Here is a 15,541-nt window from a genome sequence, read left to right as displayed (position 1 = left end):
TGCGGAGGCAGCCAGACCAACGGCAAGGAGTGAGCGATGGCAGTGCAGAGCGGCCTCGGCGAACCCCGCGGCCCGTGGTTCGTCTCGCCGGACCTCGACCCGTACGGCCAGGAACCCGGCGTCGAGCGGACCCGGCTGGCCACCCTCGGCCGGCTCGGCGGATGGCGCCGGATGATGGTCTTCGCGCTGGCCGTGGTGGCCCTGTCGACGGTGACCGGCGCGCTGGCCGGCGGCTACGTGGCGAGCCAGAGCGGCAAGCCGGCCGCGCCGGCCGCGGCGGCCGGACCGGTGCCGCCCGACCTGGTGACCGCGGCCGGCAAGGTGGTGCCCGGCGTGGTCTCCGTGCTGGTGGACGCGGGCGGCGGCAACACCGCCACCGGCTCCGGGTTCGCCATCGACAACCTCCAGCACCTCATCACGAACGACCACATCGTGGCCCGGGGCAACGGCTCGGGCGTGGTGGTGGAGACCCCCGACGGGCGGCGGATGCCGGCCAGCGTGGTCGGGCACGACGCCAACAGCGACATCGCGGTGCTCAAGGTGTCGCCGGACGCGCACCTCAATCCGCTGGTGCTGGCCAAGCCCGGCGGCACCCGGGTGGGCGAGCCGGTCCTCGCGGTGGGCTCGCCGCTCGGCCTGGCCGGCACCGTGACGGCCGGCATCGTGAGCGCGCTCGATCGGCCGGTGCGGCTCGGCAACAGCCGGCACACCGCCGTGCAGACCGACGCCTCGATCAACCCGGGCAACTCCGGAGGTCCGCTGGTGAACGCCCGCGGCGAGGTGGTGGGGGTGAACACCGCGATCGCCACCCTGGACGGCAGCGGGTCGATCGGGATCGGCTTCGCCATCCCGATCGACCAGGCCCAGCAGGTCGCCGACGGCATCATCGGCAAGGGCGGCTGAGCCGCAAGGAAGGGCCCCTTATTATCGTTTTCTGTATAGGAAGGGCCCCCTGTTAACGACTGTGGCGCCGGGCCGGCGGGCCCGGCGCGGCGGGGGTGGCCGAACCGGCAGAATGCACGGGTGAGCCCCGTACCGTCGCCGGACGAGCCGGCCGCCGCCGAGCACCCGCACCGGGTCCCGGCCTGGCGACGACCGCACCCGGGGGAGCACCGCTGGCCGGTTGCGCTGGTGATCCTGGTGGCCGTGGCGCTGCAACTGGTCACCCCGCAGCGGCTGGCGTTCGAGCCGCGCTGGGTGCTGCCGGCCGTGGAGCTGGTGCTGCTGGCCGGCCTGCTGCTCAGCAACCCGTTCCGGATCAACCGCGAGTCCGGGCGGCTGCGTACGGCCGAACTGGCCCTGGTCGGCGTCGCCAGCCTCGCGGTGGCCTGGTCGGCCGGCCGGCTTGTGCTGCTGCTCGTGCACGGCCAGGGCGCGGAGCGACCCGCATCGGTGCTGATCAGCGGGGCCGCCATCTGGCTCACCAACGTGATCGTGTTCGCGCTGTGGTACTGGGAACTCGACCGGGGTGGCCCGGCGGCCCGGGCAAACTCGCGCCAGCCGTACCCGGATCTGCTCTTTCCGCAGATGACCACGAGCCCGGACCTGGTGCCGGCGGGCTGGCGTCCGGTCTTCGCCGACTACCTGTACGTCGCCTTCACCAACTCGACGGCGTTCAGCCCCACCGACACCATGCCGCTGAGCCGGCTGGCGAAGCTGGCCATGATGCTGCAGTCCGCCATCTCGTTCCTGGTCGTGGCCCTCGTGGTGGCGCGGGCCGTCAACGCGCTCACCTGAGCCGGGACCGGGCTCGGGACCGGGCCGGTGGCCGCGGCCAAGATCTCGGATGTGTGGCCGCGCGACGGCGGCTAACCTGAGATCATGGCAGACCAGCTGCGCGTGACCGACCGGGTGTCCATCCCGGCCGGCGAGCTGAGCTGGCGGTTCTCCCGGTCCAGCGGCCCCGGCGGGCAGGGCGTCAACACGGCCGACTCGCGCGTCGAGCTCTCCTGGGATCTGGACGCCTCGACGGCGCTGCCCGACCAGCTGAAGGCACGGGCCCGGCAGCGGCTGGGTCACCGGCTGGTGGGCGGCGTGCTCACGATCGCGGCCTCGGAGCACCGGGCTCAACTGCGCAACCGCGAGGCCGCCGAGGCGCGGCTGGCGGCGCTGGTCGCGGACGCGATCAAGCCGCCACCGCCGCCGCGCCGCCCGACCCGCCCCTCCAAGGGCGCGAAGGAACGGCGGATCGCCGCCAAGAAGCGCCGCGGCGAGATCAAGCGTCTCCGCCGCCCCGACGACTCCTGACCCCACCCCCGGCGACCACGGGTTGATCATGGAGATCGAAAACGCCGCTAACTCCATGATCAACCTATTAGGGTCGGCGGCGGGGGGTGGGGTTTTGGAATCGGTGTAGCAGGGACGCGAGCGCGGCCATCTCGGCGGCCAGGGCGCGCTCGCCGGCAGGGGTGATCGCCGCCCAGGTACGCGGGCGGCGTCCCTCGTACCCCTTCGTGATCTCGATGAGGCCCTGCCCGGCCAGGATGTCCAGGTGCCGGCCGAGGTTGCCGTCGGTGAGGTTGAGCAGCCGCCGCAGGTAGGGAAAGTCCGCCCGCCCGGCCTCGTCGAGCACGGTGAGCAGCGCCAGCCGGGTCTTCTGGTGCACCACGTCGTCGAGCCCAAGGGCCGGGTGGGGCGGATCGGCTTCCTGGCTCACCCGGTCACGCCACCGAGCCCGGACGGGCCGTGCCGGCCGAGCCGTACCCGTCCATCCCGGGTGAGCCGGTCCCGTCGACGGCTGCCGTGCCGTTCCCGTGGACGGCGCCGCGGCGGGTGGTGCGGAGCGCGCCGAACATCAGGCCGAGGCCGAGGCCGGCATCGAGACCGAGCACGGCCCAGGCGGCCCCGACGCCGAGCGCCGCTTCCACGAGGGCCAGCAGCCCCTGCGCGGCGCCGGCCACGGCCAGCCATTTTGCCACCGACCGGAGCCGGGCACTGCGCTGCCGGACCGCGACGGCCGCGAGGACCGCGGCCGGCCAGACCAGCGGCGCGAACACCCCGAGCAGCAGCGCGGGGACGAACAGGAGGGCGAGCAGCGGCAGGCTCACCACGTACCCCAGGGTGACCGGACGGTACGAGCGCGGTCCCCCGCCCACGCCCTCGCGCGCGGCCAGCCGCCGGGCGTGCGCCCACAGCGCGGCCAGGCCGGCGGCGCCGGCCAGCGGCCAGTACGCCAGCAGCGCCGAGTGTCGGGCCGCGGCGCCGGTCAGCAGGCCGACCAGCACGCTGAGGGCGGCGTGTACGACGATCAGGGCGCCGAACACGACCAGCGGTGCGGTGACCGTCCGCCGGTCGGCCCGGACCCGCTCGCGCATCCGGCGCACCTCGGCCGCGATGGCGGCCGGATCGGTGGTGGTGCCGTCCATCGGCGTACCTCCGCTCTCTTGCATGTCTAGAGAGTACTCTGCGATGCAGAGTGTTAAGCGGGGACCCCTCCTATACCGCAGGCGATAAGAAGGGGCCCTTCCTTACCGGCGGGGGAGGGTCTGGATGAGCAGCGCCAGGCTCAGCTCGAGGACGATCAGCGCCACCAGGCCGGCCCGGAACCCCTGCGCCACGTCGGCCGTCCGGTAGAAGACCACCCCGATCAGCGCCACCCCGACCGCGTTGCCGGTCTGGTTGACCGTGGACAGCACGCCGGTCGCCGCGCCGGTGTGCCGCGGCGTCACCCGGGCCAGCACGGTCCCGGTCAGCGGCGCCAGCGCCATGCCCATCCCCAGGCCGTCGACCGCCAGGCCCGGCACCAGCCAGCCGGTCCCGGGCCGGGTCGCGGCCGCCCACATGCCGAGCAGGCCGAGCGCCATGAGCACCGCGCCCAGGCTGACCACCTGCCGGCCGAGCCGGGCCGCGATCCGGTCCGCGTACGTCGAGGTGACCAGGTAGCCGGCCCCGATGGCCGTGAAGACCGTGCCCGCGCCCAGCGCCGAGAGCCCGCGCCCCACCTGGAGGTACAGCGCCAGAATCACGAAGAACGACGCCTGGCCCATCCAGAACACCTGGGTGGCCACCAGACCCGTGCTGAACGCCCGCTCCCGGAACAGCCCGAGGTCCACCAGCGGCTGCGTCCGCCGGCGCTGGGTGGCCACGAACGCGCCCAGCAGCGCCGGCGCGGCGGCCAGGCTCAGCCAGGTCCACGCCGGCCAGCCCTGCTCCCGGCCGGTGATCAGCGGCAGCACCAGCGCCACCAGCGCGCCGCCCAGCAGGACCACCCCGACCAGGTCGAGCCGGGTGGTCGGCTGCCGGGACTCCGGGATCCGCCGCAGGTACGCCAGCGCCGCCGCGCCGACCGGCAGGTTGATCAGGAAGCACAGCCGCCAGTCCAGGCCGAACAGGTCGGCCCGGATGAGCAGGCCGCCGATCAGCTGACCGAACACGGCGCCCACCCCCATGCTCAGGCCGTACCGGGCGAACGCCCGGGGCTGGCCGGCGAGCGGCACGCTGGTCCGGACGATGGCCAACACCTGTGGCATGAACAGCGCGGCGGCCAGGCCCTGCAGCACGCGGGCGCCGACCAGCACCCCGGCGGTCGGCGCGAGGCCACAGAGGACGGACGCGGCCGTGAACAGGCCGAGCCCGATCCCGAACACGCGGCGGCGGCCGTACCGGTCACCCAGCCGGCCGCCGGTAACCAGGCCGGCGCCCAGCGCCAGCACGTAGCCGGCCACCACCCACTGCAGCGCGGCCGGCCCGGCGCCCAGATTCCGGTGCAGCGACGGCAGGGCCACGTTCACGATGAACGCGTCGATCGAGGTCATCACGATCGCGGTCAGCAGCACCGGCAGGAAGCCCGGCGCCGCGGCCGGCGCGGTGCTCCCGGCGGCAGGGGCCGTGCTCCCGGCGGCAGGGGCCGTGCTCGCGGCGGCAGGGGCCGTGCTCCCGGCGGCAGGCGCCGGGTCCGGCGCGGCCGCCGGCGCCGTACGGGTCTCGCGAACGGTCACGTCGGAACTCTCCTTCGGGTACGGCCGCGGTGGCCCGGCCTCGCCGGCGCCACCGCGACCATCGGGGTGGATCAGGCCGGAACCTTGTCGAGGAAGCCGAGGACGTGCCGGATCCGGCCGTCGGCGATGACCGCCACGTCGAAGCCGACCACCACCGGCTCGCCGCCGCGGGGGCCGAGGTGCCAGGTGAACCGGGCCAGGTCGTGGTGCGCGTCGACCGGGCCGGCCAGGCTGAATTCCAACCCGCCGAACTGCTGCCGTACGCCGGCGACCAGCGCGTCGATCTGGTCCGGACCCGTCACCTCGGCCAGCGGGTCGGTGTACGTGCCGTCGGCGGCCCAGACCTCGTCGATGAGCTTGCGTCGCAGGGCCGGGTCGGCGGTGTTCCAGGACTCAAGGTACTTCTCGATCAGCTGCATGACAGGGACGCTAGGCAGCGGCGGAGGCCGCGGAATCGGTATCGCTTAGGTAATCCGTTACCTGTGTAGGGTTCGAGCCATGCTGCGCGGCCGCACCGGGGAACAGGACCGGATCACTGGGCTGGTGCGGCAGGCGTATGCGGGCACGAGCGCCGCGCTGGTGCTTCGCGGCGACCCGGGCATCGGCAAGACGGCCCTGCTGGACTGGGCCGCGGGGCTGGCCACCGCGTCGCCGCCGTACCCGGACCCGGCCGGCCCGCCGCTCACCGTGCTGCGCGGCGGCGGCGCCGAGCTGGAGGCGGACCTGCCGTTCGCCGGGCTGAGCCAGCTGCTGCGACCGGCCCTCACCCGGCTCGACCGGTTGCCCGGGCCGCAGCGGGAGGCGCTGGCCGCCGCGTTCGGGCTGGCCGCCGGCAGCCGCCCGGACCGGCTGCTGATCGGGCTGGCCGTGCTGTCGCTGCTGGCCGAGGTGGCCGAGGACGGCCCGCTGCTCTGCCTCGTCGACGACGCGCACTGGTTGGACACCGTCTCGGCCGAGGCGCTGCTGTTCGCCGCCCGCCGGCTGCGGGCCGAGGGCATCGTGATGATCTTCGCGGCCCGGGACGGCGGCTTTCCGGCGCCCGGGCTGCCCGAGTGCGCGCTGGCCGGGCTGGCGCCGGCCGAGGCCGCCGGGCTGCTGCCCGCCGACCTCGACCCGGCGGTACGGCTGCGGGTGCTGGCCGAGGCGCGGGGCAACCCGCTGGCGCTGATCGAGCTGCCCCGGGTGCTGCCCCCCGGCGAACCGGCCGGCGTGGCCGGATCGGCGGCGCCGGACCCGGCCGCCGGGTCGCTGCCGCTCACCGACCGGCTGCTGGCCGCGTTCGCCGGGCAGGTCGACCGGCTCCCGCCGCGGACCCGCACCGTGCTGCTGGTCGCGGCCACCGAGCCGGCCGGCGACCTGACCGTGCTGCTCGGGGCGGCCGCCGCGCTCGGCGCCGGCCCGGCCGACCTGCGGGCGGCCGAGGAGGCCCGGCTGGTCGAGGTCACCGGCCAGCGGGTGCGGTTCCGCCATCCGCTGGTGCGGGCCGCCGTCTACCGGGCGGCGGCGCTGGCCGAGCGGCTCGGAACGCACCGCGCCCTGGCCGGCGTGCTGACCGCCCCGGAGACGGCCGACCGGCGGGCCTGGCACCTGGCGGCCGCGGCCACCGGGCCGGCCGAGCCGGTGGCCGAGGCGCTGGAGGCCACCGCCGACCAGGCCCGCGACCGCGCCGGCTACCGGGCCGCCAGCTCCGCCTACGAGCGGGCCGCACAGCTCAGCGAGCGCCCGCCGGACCGCGCGCGGCGCCTGCTGCTGGCCGCGGAGAGCGGGCTGCAGGCCGGCGACCCGGGCGGCGCGGTCCGGCTCGCCGAACTGGCCGCCGAGCTCGTGCCCGAGCCCGCCTTCCTGGCCCGGGTGGCCGGGGTGGAGGGGCAGGCGTGGTTCTGGCAGGGCGGCCACCGCACCGCGTACGAGCTGCTGACCGGGGGCGCCGAGCTGGATCCCGACCGGCGGCCGGCGCTGCTGGTGGCCGCGTTCCACCCGGCCTGGTACCTCGGCGAGCCGTACCTGGGCGACATCCTCGACCGGCTCGCCGCGGTCGACCATCCGGTGGCCGCGTTCGAGGTGGCGGCCCTGCGCGGCCGGCCCGCCGCGCTGGCCCCGACGGCCGCGCTGGCCGGTCCGCACCCGGCCGATCAGGTGCAGCTCTGCGGGCTGGGGTTCGTGGCCGGCCAGGACGGCGAGACGTACCGGCTGGCCGCCGCGCTGGTGGCGCGGTGCCGGGCCGACGGCATCCTCGGGCTGCTGCCCACGCTGCTGTTCTTCCAGGCCGAGGCGGAGCTGTTCGCCGGCCGGCACCGGGACGCCGCGGTGAGCCTGGACGAGGCGGTCCGGGTGGCCGAGGACGGCGGCCAGCCGCTCTGGGTGAGCCAGCTCCAGTCGGTCCGCGCGCTGCTCGCGGCCCTGGCCGGCGACGAGCGGCGCTGCCGGGACCTGGTCGGGCGGGCCCTGGCAGCGGGCGAACCGGACACCGAGGCCGCCGGCCGGCCCTGGACCGAGTGGGCGCTCGGGCTGCTCGACCTCGGGTACGGGCGGGTCGAGGCCGCGCTGACCCGGCTGGCCGGGCTGCAGGAGAACCCGTACGCGCACCTGGTGTGCGCCCGGCGCAGCGTGCCGGACCTGGCGGAGGCGGCGGTCCGGGCCGGCCGGCCGGAGCTGGCGGGGCCGGCGATCGACGGGTTCACCGGCTGGGCGGACCGGGTCGACCAGCCGTGGGCGCGGTCGCTCGGGCACCGGTGCCGGGCCCTGGTCACCGGCGCGGAACGGGACTACCGGCGCGCCCTCGACCTTGAGTCCCGGCCGTTCGAGCGGGCCCGGACCGAGCTGCTGTACGGCGAGTGGCTGCGCCGGGCGCGCCGGAAGGCCGAGGCGCGGACCCTGCTGGAGCGGGCCCTGACGGTTTTCGACGGGCTGGCCGCGGCACCGTGGGCGGCGCGGGCCCGCGCCGAGCTGGCCGCCAGCGGCGTGCCGGTGGCGGACCGTCCGGACCGGCCCGCCGACCGGGCGGTGGCCACGCTCACCCCGCAGGAGCTGCAGATCGCCCGGCTGGCCGCCCGGGGACGGAGCAACAAGGACATCGCCGCGCAGCTGTTCCTCAGCCCGAAGACGGTGGCCTACCACCTCTACAAGGCGTACCCGAAGCTCGGCGTGACCAGCCGAACCGAACTCGCCACCCTCCCGCTGTGAAGGAAGGGCCCCTTCTTATCGCTTTTTGTATAGCAGGGGTCCCCTCCTAACCGGGCGGCGTGGCCGTACGCGTGACAGGGTGAGCGCACGAGGGTGGTGGGGGTGGGATGGACCGGGAACTGATCGCGCTGGCGGCGGCGCACGGGGTGGCCACGGCGTACACGGACTGGCGCGGTCGCCGGGTGCGGGTACGCCCGGAGATCGTGATCGAGGTCCTCAAGCTGCTCGGCGTGCCGGCCGACGACCCGGCCGGGGTCCGGTCGGCCCTGGCGGCCGCCCGCGCGGCCGCGGCCGGCGATGCCCTGCCGGACACCGTGATCCTGGTCGCCGGCCGCACCCGGCCGCTGCCGGAACCCGGCGTGATCACCCTGGAGGACGGCGGAAGCCGGGCGGTGGACGGCGAGCTGCCGGCGGACCTGCCGCTCGGCTGGCATCGGCTGGCCTGCGCCGGGCGGGACGTGCCGCTCGTGGTGGTGCCCCGCCGGCTGCCGGCCCCGCCGGCAACCTGGGGCTGGATGCTCCAGCTGTACTCGCTGCGTTCGTCGTCCTCGTGGGGGATGGGCGACCTCGGCGATCTGGCCGAGTTCACCCGGTGGGCGGGCGCCGAGACGGGCGCCGGGCTGGTGCTGCTCAACCCGCTGCATGCGGTGTCGACCAGCCATCCCGTGCCGGCGTCGCCGTACTCGCCGTCGAGCCGCCGGTTTGCCAACCCGCTGTACCTGCGGGTGGCCGACACGGCGGCGTACCGGGCGGCCGGCGCGCAGCTGCGGGCCCGGATCGACGCCCTGCGGCCCGACCAGCCCGAGATGATTGACTACGACGCGGTGTGGCGGGCCAAGCGCGCGGCGCTGGAGCTGCTGTTTCCGCTGGCCGGCCCGGTGGAACTGGCGGCCGACGAGGAGCTGACCGCCTTCGCCACATACTGCGCGCTGGCCGAGCGGCACGGCCCCGACTGGCGGACCTGGCCGGAACCGCTGCGCCGGCCGGACGGCCCGGCCGTGGCGGCGGCCCGCGCCGAACTGCGCGACCTGGTCGCCTTCCACGCCTGGTTGCAGCGGCTCTGCTCGGAACAGCTGGCGGCCGCCGACGCGGCCGCCCGGGAGACCGGGATGCCGGTCGGGATCGTGCACGACCTGGCGGTCGGGGTGGACCCCGGCGGCGCCGACGGCTGGCTGCTGGCCGACGTGCTGGCCGCGGGGGTGCACATCGGCGCGCCGCCGGACGACTTCAACCAGCTCGGCCAGGACTGGGGGCTGGCCGCCTGGCGGCCGGACCGGCTCGCGGCCACCGGCTATGCCGCCTATCGGGATCTGCTGCGCCGGGTGCTGAGCCACGCCGGCGGGCTGCGGGTCGACCACGTGGCCGGGCTGTGGCGGCTGTGGTGGGTCCCGCCGGGCGCCGGACCCGGCGAGGGCACCTACGTCCGGTACGACCCGGACGCCATGCTCGGCATCCTGGCCCTGGAGGCATACCGCGCCGGCGCCGTGGTGGTCGGCGAGGACCTCGGTACGGTGCAGCCGGCCGTCACCCGCGGGCTGCGGGGCCGCAACATGCTGGGCTCGACGGTGCTCTGGTTCGCCCGGGACGCCGATGGGTTCCTGCCGCCGCGGCGCTGGCCGCGGACGGCGCTGGCCACCATCTCCACGCACGACCTGCCCACCGCCCCCGGCTTCCTGATCGGCGCGCACGTGCGGATCCGGGCCGAGCTGCGCCAGCTGGCCGGCGACGTGGCCGACGAGTGGGCGCGCGCCGCCGACGAGCGGCGCGACCTGGTGGCCATGCTGCGCGATGCCGGGCTGCTGGCGGCCGAGGAAGCGTCCGATGAGGACATCGTGCTGGCCATGCACGCGGCCCTCGCGGCCAGCCCCACCCGGCTGGTGGCCGCCTCGCTCTACGACGTGCTCGGCGAGGTACGCCAGCCGAACCTGCCGGGCACGATCAACGAATATCCAAACTGGAGGCTGCCGCTACCCGCCACGCTGGAGCAGATCCGCGCCGATCCCCGCCCCCGCCGCGTCGCCGACCTGCTGTCCCGCTCCCGCCCCCGGCGGTAAGGAAGGGCCCCTTGTTATCGTTTCCGGTATAGGAAGGGCCCCCTGTTAACGACGCCGCGACGCCGCGACGCCGCGGCGCCGCGGCGCTGCGGGGGCGCGGCTGGTCGCCGGCGGCGTCGGGTCAGCCGGCGCCGGGCGACGGCCAGCGGGCGGTGAGGTCGATCCGGCCCCGGGCGAACGCGTCCGATCGCCCCCACCGGCCCGGGACGTCCAGCAGATCGATCCGCTCGATGCTCGCCGGCACCGCCGGATCCGACAGCAGCTCGTCGCCGGCCGGCTTCAGGCCGAGCAGCGTACGTAGCAGCAGGAATGCGGCGCCGGTGGACCAGGCGTGCGGGCTGCAGGCGCTCGGGTAGTTGACCGGCTGCCGGGTCAGCGCCCGGTCGTAGCCACCGAACGCCTCCGGCAGCCGGCCGCCGAACGCCATGCCCGCCTGGAGCATCCCCTCGGCGATCCGGGCCGCCTCGGCGTCGAACCCGTACCGGCGCAGCCCCCAGGCGATGAGCGAGTTGTCGAACGGCCAGACCGCGCCCAGGTGGTAGCCGAGCGGGTTGTACCGCCGGGCGGTGGTGGCCAGCGACCGCACCCCCCACCCGCTGTACAGCGACGGCGCCATCAGGTGCTCGGCCACCGCGGCCGCCCGGTCCGGGGGCAGGATCCCGGTCATCAGCAGGTGTCCCATGTTGGAGGCGAGCGCGTCCACCTGGTTGCCGTCCCGGTCCAGCGCCAGCGCGTAGTAGCCACGGTCCGCGATCCAGAAGTCCCGGTTGAACCGGTCCCGCAGGTCGTCGGCCTCCCGCTCCAGCCGGTCGGCCAGGGCCGAGTCGCCCCAGATCTCCCGCGCCATCCGCGCGCCGCGCCGCTTCGCGTCGTACGCGTACCCCTGCAGTTCGCAGGTGGCCAGCGGCGGGGTGGCGATCCGGCCGTCGGCGTAGCAGATCGCCTCGCGGAACTCCTTCCAGACCTGGTTGACGATGCCGCTGCGCTCGTTGCGCGGCAGGTACGACACGTACCCGTTGCCCAGCACGTCGCCGTATTCGTCGATCCAGGCCAGCGCGGCGCGGGCCTCCGGCTCGTACTCCCGGACCAGCTTGTCGTCGCCGGTCCACCGCTCGTACTCGTCCATCAGCATGACGTACAGGGGGGTGGTGTCGGCGCTGCCGAAGTACGGCGAGTTCGGCGACTCACCGAACGCGGTGGCCTCGCCGTACCGGAACTCCCGCATGATCTTGCCGGGTTCCTCGTCCCGGAAGTCGTCGAGCTTGCTGCCCTGGTCCACGCCGAGCATCCGGAGCGTGGTGGCGGCCAGCTCCGGCGCCACGGCCAGCGACTGGAGGCTGGTGATCAGGCTGTCCCGGCCGCTGATCACCATGTACCAGGGGAGGCCGGCGGCCGGCAGCGCCTCGTCCGGAAAGGTCAGCGGGCGGTAGCGCAGCGCCGCCATGTCGGTGAGGCTGCGCCGGTACGTCTCGCGCAGCGGCGCCCAGTCGCAGTTGAGCCGGGGCACCCGGTCGAGCCAGGCGGCGAGGTCCTGCCGGACTTCCTCGGGGCTGCGCCGGTGCGCCCGGTGGAGCTTCTGCCGGATGTCGCCGCCGTGCCGGCCGGGGGCCAGCATCTCGACCCGCAGGTCGAGCCGCCACTCGCCGTGCGCCGGCACGGTGATCCGGAAGGTAAGACCGGAGTCGTCGACGTCGGCCGGTTCCGAGGCCACGATGAGCGTCTCGCGCCGGAAGCGCTCCCGGGCGTAACACAGCCGCAGCTCTTCGGCCCCGACCTCGACCCCGTACGAGCCGCCCTTGGCCTCGCCGAACAGGATCCCGTACATCGAGGCGAAGTCGCTGGCCGCCTCCACCCGGAGCGCCAGCTCCGCCGGCTCCCGGCCGTGGTTGAGCACGATCAGCCGTTCCGCCAGCCAGCTGGAGATGCTGCGTTCCCGGATCACCGACAGGTCCGCGTCCACATAGTGCGTCGGAGCGCCCGGCACCAGGAAGAACCGGGACTGGAAGTGGTCGCCCGCGTCCACCGACATGGGGTTGAGCGGCTCGCCGTTCACGGTCAGCCGCCAGCGGGACAGGAACCGGGTGTCGAACGAGAACAGGCCGAACCGGTCCGCGGGGTCGGCATCGACATCGCCGTTCGGGCGGCTGATCATGAAGCTGTTGCCGTCGAGGATCCGGACCGGTTCGGTCATCGGTTCGCCACCGTCGCCGCGGCCTCACGGGGATGCCGAGCGCCCGGGCGACTGGGCAGCAGCCGCTCCAGCATCACCAGCAACTGGAACTTCCCCTCGACGGTCACCTCGTTGCGTAGCCAGGCCGAAAGCGGGGGGACCGAGCCGCCGATGAGGACATTGAAGAAGTCGCGGTCGGTCCGCAGCACCATGTCGGCGTCCCGATCCTCGTGACCCACCCGCAGCATGCCGTCCTCGATGGCCAGCCACCAGAGCTCGCTGACGCCGCCCTCGGTCAGCTCGAACCGGATGGTGCCGTGCACCTTCGCCAGCAGCGGCTCGTGCCGACGCCGCGCCAGGCCGGCGAAGAACTCGTCCGTCCGGTCTGTCATGCGACATCCCTCCACGTCCCTGCCGTCCCACGGCGGTCCCCGGTGGCTGCCCGCATTCCCGCTGCGCGCCGGATTGCACGTCGGCCACCGCCCCCGCTGCCGCAAGGCCGGTCCGCAACCCGGGCCGGCTGGGCGCGGCCGACCCGGGCTGGGTGCGGCCGGCCCGGCTGGGTGCGGCCGGCCCGGCTGGGTGCGGCCGGCGCGCCCCTCAGATGGCGGACAGCAGGCGGGCCCGCAGGGCGGCGGCCCGGTCGGCGAAGCCGCGCTGCGCGGCGGCGTACGCGGCCCTTCCGGCGGCCGTCTCCACCCGGACCGGCGGGTAGCCCAGCTCCGCCAGGTCGTACGGGCTGGCCCGCATGTCCAGGGTCCGGATCTCCCGGGCCAGCTCGAAGCAGTCCGCCACCAGCTCGCTGGGCACCAGGGGGGAGAGCTTGTACGCCCACTTGTAGAGATCCATGTTCGCGTGCAGGCAGCCGGGCTGTTCGAGCTCGGGCTGCCGCTCCCGGGTCGGGGTGAGCAGGTTGAGCGGCCGGGCCGGCGCGGTGAAGAAGCGGTACGCGTCGAAGTGGCTGCACCGGACGCGGTTCTCCTCCACCGTGCCGGCGATGCGCTCCGGGCGCAGCCGCAGCGGCCACGCGTTGTGCCGGACCTCCTCGGCACGCTGCCGGTAGACCATGGCCCACTCGTGCATGCCGAAGCAGCCGAACTGGCCGGGCCGACCCGCCGTCCGGGCCAGCAACTCGCGGATCCAGGCGATCGATTCGGCGCGCCGCGCCCGTACCGCCGCGGTGTCCAGGGTGACCCCGGCGGGCCCGGCGCGATAGTCGCGGCCGAAGTCCGCCACGTCGGCGTCGGCCAGCACCACGCCGGCGCCCGGATGCCAGCGCCGCAGCTGGGCCGGCCGGTGCGAGTAGTAGGTGAAGAGGAAGTCCTCGACCGGGTGCTTCCGGCCGGCGCGGCGGCGGGCCAGGTGCGGCGCCAGCCAGGCATCCACCCGGGCCTCGTGCGCCCGCTGCCGGGCACGCCACGCGGCGCCGTCGAGCAGCGGACCGTCGATCCGGGCGCCGTCGGGCACCGGACCGTCGAGCCCGGCGCCATCGGACGGGATGCCGCGGATCACGGCGCCATCGGGCCGGGCGCGGCGGATTGCGGCGTCGTCGGGCCGGGCGCGGCCGGACCCGGCGCCGTCCGTCGCGGCGGGTGCGTCGGCGGCGCGCGCGGGGGCGGTGGGCACGGTCACCAGCCCAGGGTACGGCGGTCCGCGGGCGCCCCGCCGCGGCCGGCCCCCGGCGGCAGGGACCCGGTAACAGGGGGCCCTTCCTATACAAAAAACGATAAGAAGGGGCCCTTCCTTGCCGGTCAGCTCAGGGTGACGCGGGCGCCGGCCGAGAACACGCTGCTGCGCAGCTCGACCGCGGTGGGCCGCTGGCCGCCGGTGTCCGGGAACACCAGCGGCACCAGCCGGCGCTCCCCGGGCGGGATCGGGTCGGCGAACTGGTCGGTGTTCCGGTTGGCGACCCGGGTTGCGGCGTCGTCGGCGTCCACCCAGTTGCCGTCCGGCAGGTACGCCCGCTGCATCTGGGCGTACCACCGCTGCCCCCGGTCGGAGGCGTTGCGGACGCCCACGGTGACCGTGCAGCCCCGCCCCGCGGGGCAGGAGACCTGGTAGACCGTGAACTCGAAGGCCGACTCGTGCAGCGGCGTACCCACCGTGCCCTGCGTGGCCGACCCGCTCCACGCGCCGCTGGAGGGCTGCCGCGAGCCCTCGATGGCGCTCACCCGTGCGGTGGCCACCCACAGCGCCGCTCCGGAGATCAGCCCGATCACCAGCAGCAGCGCGGCCATGGTGGCCCACAGCGGCGGGCGGCGGCGCGGCGGGCGTACCACCGGGGGCGCGGCCGCCCGCGGCGGCCGGGGATAGACGTTCGGCTCGCTGTGCGCGACCACCTCGCGGGCTCCGGCCCGGTCGGCGGCCCGACGGCGGCGTCGGGAGCGGACCGCCAGCAGGGCCGCGCCGAGCAGCAGCACCGCCGCGCCGAACAGACCGAGTACGCCGGGCCGCCGCCACCAGGGCGTCGAGGCGGACCCGAACATGCCCGTCGAGGCCTGCCAGGTGGCCGTGGCGCAGTCGTCCGGTACGGCGCTGCCCGTGCTGAACGCGCAGGCCGGCGCGGTCAGGTCGGCGTTGGTGGCCGGCCTGCTGAGGGTGGCGCTGACCGTCTCGGTCCGCCCGGCCGGAACCCGGATCTGCCAGCTCAGGTCGGTGCCGCCACCGGGCCGTGCGGCGGCGTCGGCGTGCCCGCCGTGGCTGATGGCGATCGGCGCGAGGCCGGCCGGCAGCTCCTGCCGGATCGTGGTGCTCACCGAGGTGGCCGTGCCGTTGCGCACCTGGATGTCGTACGACGGCAACTGGTGGCCGACCGGCACCACCGCGAGCGCGACGGCCGGTGGCGCGGCCGAGGCCGGCGCGGGCGCCGGGACGAGCACGGAGACGGCGGCCGCGGCCAGCGCGGCAGGCAGAGTGGCACGCATCTTTGTTCCTCCCACGGCCGACGCTAGGCGGGCCCGCGGATGCGGCGGCCCGCAACGGCGGAACCGCCGCGGGCGCCCGGTAACCTGCGTTACCCTGCCCGGCCGCCACCCGACGCCACAGGGGCGCCACCCGGCCGCCACCCGGCCGCCACCCGGCCGCACAGGGGCGCCGCCCGGCCGCCACCCGGCCGCACAGGGGCGTCGCCCGGCCGCCACCCGGCGCCACAGGGGCGCCGCCCGGTCCCGTGCCGTACCGGCCCGCCGCTGCTGCTG

General features: G+C 75.5%; 13 protein-coding genes. 5 read left to right on the top strand and 8 right to left on the bottom strand.

What is annotated here, in order from left to right; genetic code table 11:
• Positions 1 to 36: 36 nt before the first annotated feature.
• The 3 genes from ACFFHU_RS07170 to arfB all read left to right on the top strand — a co-directional run bounded on the left by ACFFHU_RS07170 (position 37) and on the right by arfB (position 2,247).
• Positions 37 to 903 (top strand): S1C family serine protease, encoded by an 867-nt coding sequence (locus ACFFHU_RS07170; RefSeq protein ID WP_377336888.1) that lies wholly within the window; start codon positions 37 to 39, stop codon positions 901 to 903.
• Between the two features lie 120 nt (positions 904 to 1,023).
• Complete coding sequence (locus tag ACFFHU_RS07165; protein WP_377336887.1) at positions 1,024 to 1,737, top strand: DUF1345 domain-containing protein; 714 nt, start codon at positions 1,024 to 1,026, stop codon at positions 1,735 to 1,737.
• Positions 1,738 to 1,821: 84 nt separating this feature from the next.
• Positions 1,822 to 2,247: an alternative ribosome rescue aminoacyl-tRNA hydrolase ArfB gene (gene arfB / locus ACFFHU_RS07160; protein ID WP_377336886.1), complete on the top strand. Its 426-nt coding sequence runs from the start codon at positions 1,822 to 1,824 to the stop codon at positions 2,245 to 2,247.
• A 67-nt stretch (positions 2,248 to 2,314) separates the two neighbouring features.
• Here the strand turns inward: arfB and ACFFHU_RS07155 are convergent, their stop codons facing one another.
• From ACFFHU_RS07155 to ACFFHU_RS07140, 4 genes are all read right to left on the bottom strand, one after another.
• Positions 2,315 to 2,656: a transcriptional regulator gene (locus ACFFHU_RS07155; protein WP_377336885.1), complete on the bottom strand. Its 342-nt coding sequence runs from the start codon at positions 2,654 to 2,656 to the stop codon at positions 2,315 to 2,317.
• Between the two features lie 4 nt (positions 2,657 to 2,660).
• On the bottom strand, positions 2,661 to 3,389 hold the full coding sequence (locus ACFFHU_RS07150) for a hypothetical protein (protein WP_377336884.1): 729 nt from the start codon (positions 3,387 to 3,389) through the stop codon (positions 2,661 to 2,663).
• A gap of 78 nt (positions 3,390 to 3,467) precedes the next feature.
• Positions 3,468 to 4,937 (bottom strand): MFS transporter, encoded by a 1,470-nt coding sequence (locus tag ACFFHU_RS07145; protein ID WP_377336883.1) that lies wholly within the window; start codon positions 4,935 to 4,937, stop codon positions 3,468 to 3,470.
• Positions 4,938 to 5,008: 71 nt separating this feature from the next.
• Positions 5,009 to 5,356 (bottom strand): nuclear transport factor 2 family protein, encoded by a 348-nt coding sequence (locus ACFFHU_RS07140; protein ID WP_377336882.1) that lies wholly within the window; start codon positions 5,354 to 5,356, stop codon positions 5,009 to 5,011.
• Positions 5,357 to 5,435: 79 nt separating this feature from the next.
• On the opposite strand from ACFFHU_RS07140, the gene ACFFHU_RS07135 reads away from it, so the two are divergent.
• Both ACFFHU_RS07135 and malQ read left to right on the top strand, forming a co-directional pair.
• Positions 5,436 to 8,120 carry a helix-turn-helix transcriptional regulator gene (locus ACFFHU_RS07135; protein ID WP_377336881.1) on the top strand — a complete coding sequence of 895 codons (2,685 nt, stop codon included), beginning with the start codon at positions 5,436 to 5,438 and terminating at the stop codon, positions 8,118 to 8,120.
• A gap of 107 nt (positions 8,121 to 8,227) precedes the next feature.
• Positions 8,228 to 10,174 carry a 4-alpha-glucanotransferase gene (gene malQ, locus ACFFHU_RS07130; RefSeq protein ID WP_377336879.1) on the top strand — a complete coding sequence of 649 codons (1,947 nt, stop codon included), beginning with the start codon at positions 8,228 to 8,230 and terminating at the stop codon, positions 10,172 to 10,174.
• A 121-nt stretch (positions 10,175 to 10,295) separates the two neighbouring features.
• Here the strand turns inward: malQ and ACFFHU_RS07125 are convergent, their stop codons facing one another.
• The 4 genes from ACFFHU_RS07125 to ACFFHU_RS07110 form a co-directional block, all read right to left on the bottom strand.
• A complete protein-coding gene (locus tag ACFFHU_RS07125) occupies positions 10,296 to 12,365 on the bottom strand; it encodes an amylo-alpha-1,6-glucosidase (protein ID WP_377336878.1) in 2,070 nt (689 codons plus the stop codon).
• Positions 12,362 to 12,736 (bottom strand): SCP2 sterol-binding domain-containing protein, encoded by a 375-nt coding sequence (locus ACFFHU_RS07120; RefSeq protein ID WP_377336877.1) that lies wholly within the window; start codon positions 12,734 to 12,736, stop codon positions 12,362 to 12,364. Before ACFFHU_RS07120 ends, ACFFHU_RS07125 begins: the two co-directional genes overlap by 4 nt.
• Before the next feature lie 208 nt (positions 12,737 to 12,944).
• The gene (locus tag ACFFHU_RS07115) at positions 12,945 to 13,811 is read right to left on the bottom strand and encodes a 3-methyladenine DNA glycosylase (RefSeq protein ID WP_377337272.1); all 867 of its coding nucleotides are present in this window, start codon (positions 13,809 to 13,811) and stop codon (positions 12,945 to 12,947) included.
• A 284-nt stretch (positions 13,812 to 14,095) separates the two neighbouring features.
• Complete coding sequence (locus ACFFHU_RS07110; protein WP_377336875.1) at positions 14,096 to 15,268, bottom strand: hypothetical protein; 1,173 nt, start codon at positions 15,266 to 15,268, stop codon at positions 14,096 to 14,098.
• Positions 15,269 to 15,541 lie beyond the last annotated feature (273 nt).

Origin of the sequence: Plantactinospora siamensis, from assembly GCF_042434095.1 — a bacterium.
Classification (GTDB): Bacteria; Actinomycetota; Actinomycetes; order Mycobacteriales; family Micromonosporaceae; genus KBS50.
This window is presented reverse-complemented; position numbering and strand designations above follow the sequence as displayed.

Excerpts from the sequence above, each read along its gene's own strand:
- ACFFHU_RS07150 (WP_377336884.1), bottom strand. The coding sequence starts at position 3,389 with ATGCAAGAGAGCGGAGGTACGCCGATGGACGGCACCACCACCGATCCG.
- ACFFHU_RS07140 (WP_377336882.1), bottom strand. The coding sequence starts at position 5,356 with ATGCAGCTGATCGAGAAGTACCTTGAGTCCTGGAACACCGCCGACCCG.
- ACFFHU_RS07110 (WP_377336875.1), bottom strand. The coding sequence starts at position 15,268 with ATGCGTGCCACTCTGCCTGCCGCGCTGGCCGCGGCCGCCGTCTCCGTG.
- malQ (WP_377336879.1), top strand. The coding sequence starts at position 8,228 with ATGGACCGGGAACTGATCGCGCTGGCGGCGGCGCACGGGGTGGCCACG.
- arfB (WP_377336886.1), top strand. The coding sequence starts at position 1,822 with ATGGCAGACCAGCTGCGCGTGACCGACCGGGTGTCCATCCCGGCCGGC.
- ACFFHU_RS07120 (WP_377336877.1), bottom strand. The coding sequence starts at position 12,736 with ATGACAGACCGGACGGACGAGTTCTTCGCCGGCCTGGCGCGGCGTCGG.
- ACFFHU_RS07125 (WP_377336878.1), bottom strand. The coding sequence starts at position 12,365 with ATGACCGAACCGGTCCGGATCCTCGACGGCAACAGCTTCATGATCAGC.
- ACFFHU_RS07170 (WP_377336888.1), top strand. The coding sequence starts at position 37 with ATGGCAGTGCAGAGCGGCCTCGGCGAACCCCGCGGCCCGTGGTTCGTC.
- ACFFHU_RS07135 (WP_377336881.1), top strand. The coding sequence starts at position 5,436 with ATGCTGCGCGGCCGCACCGGGGAACAGGACCGGATCACTGGGCTGGTG.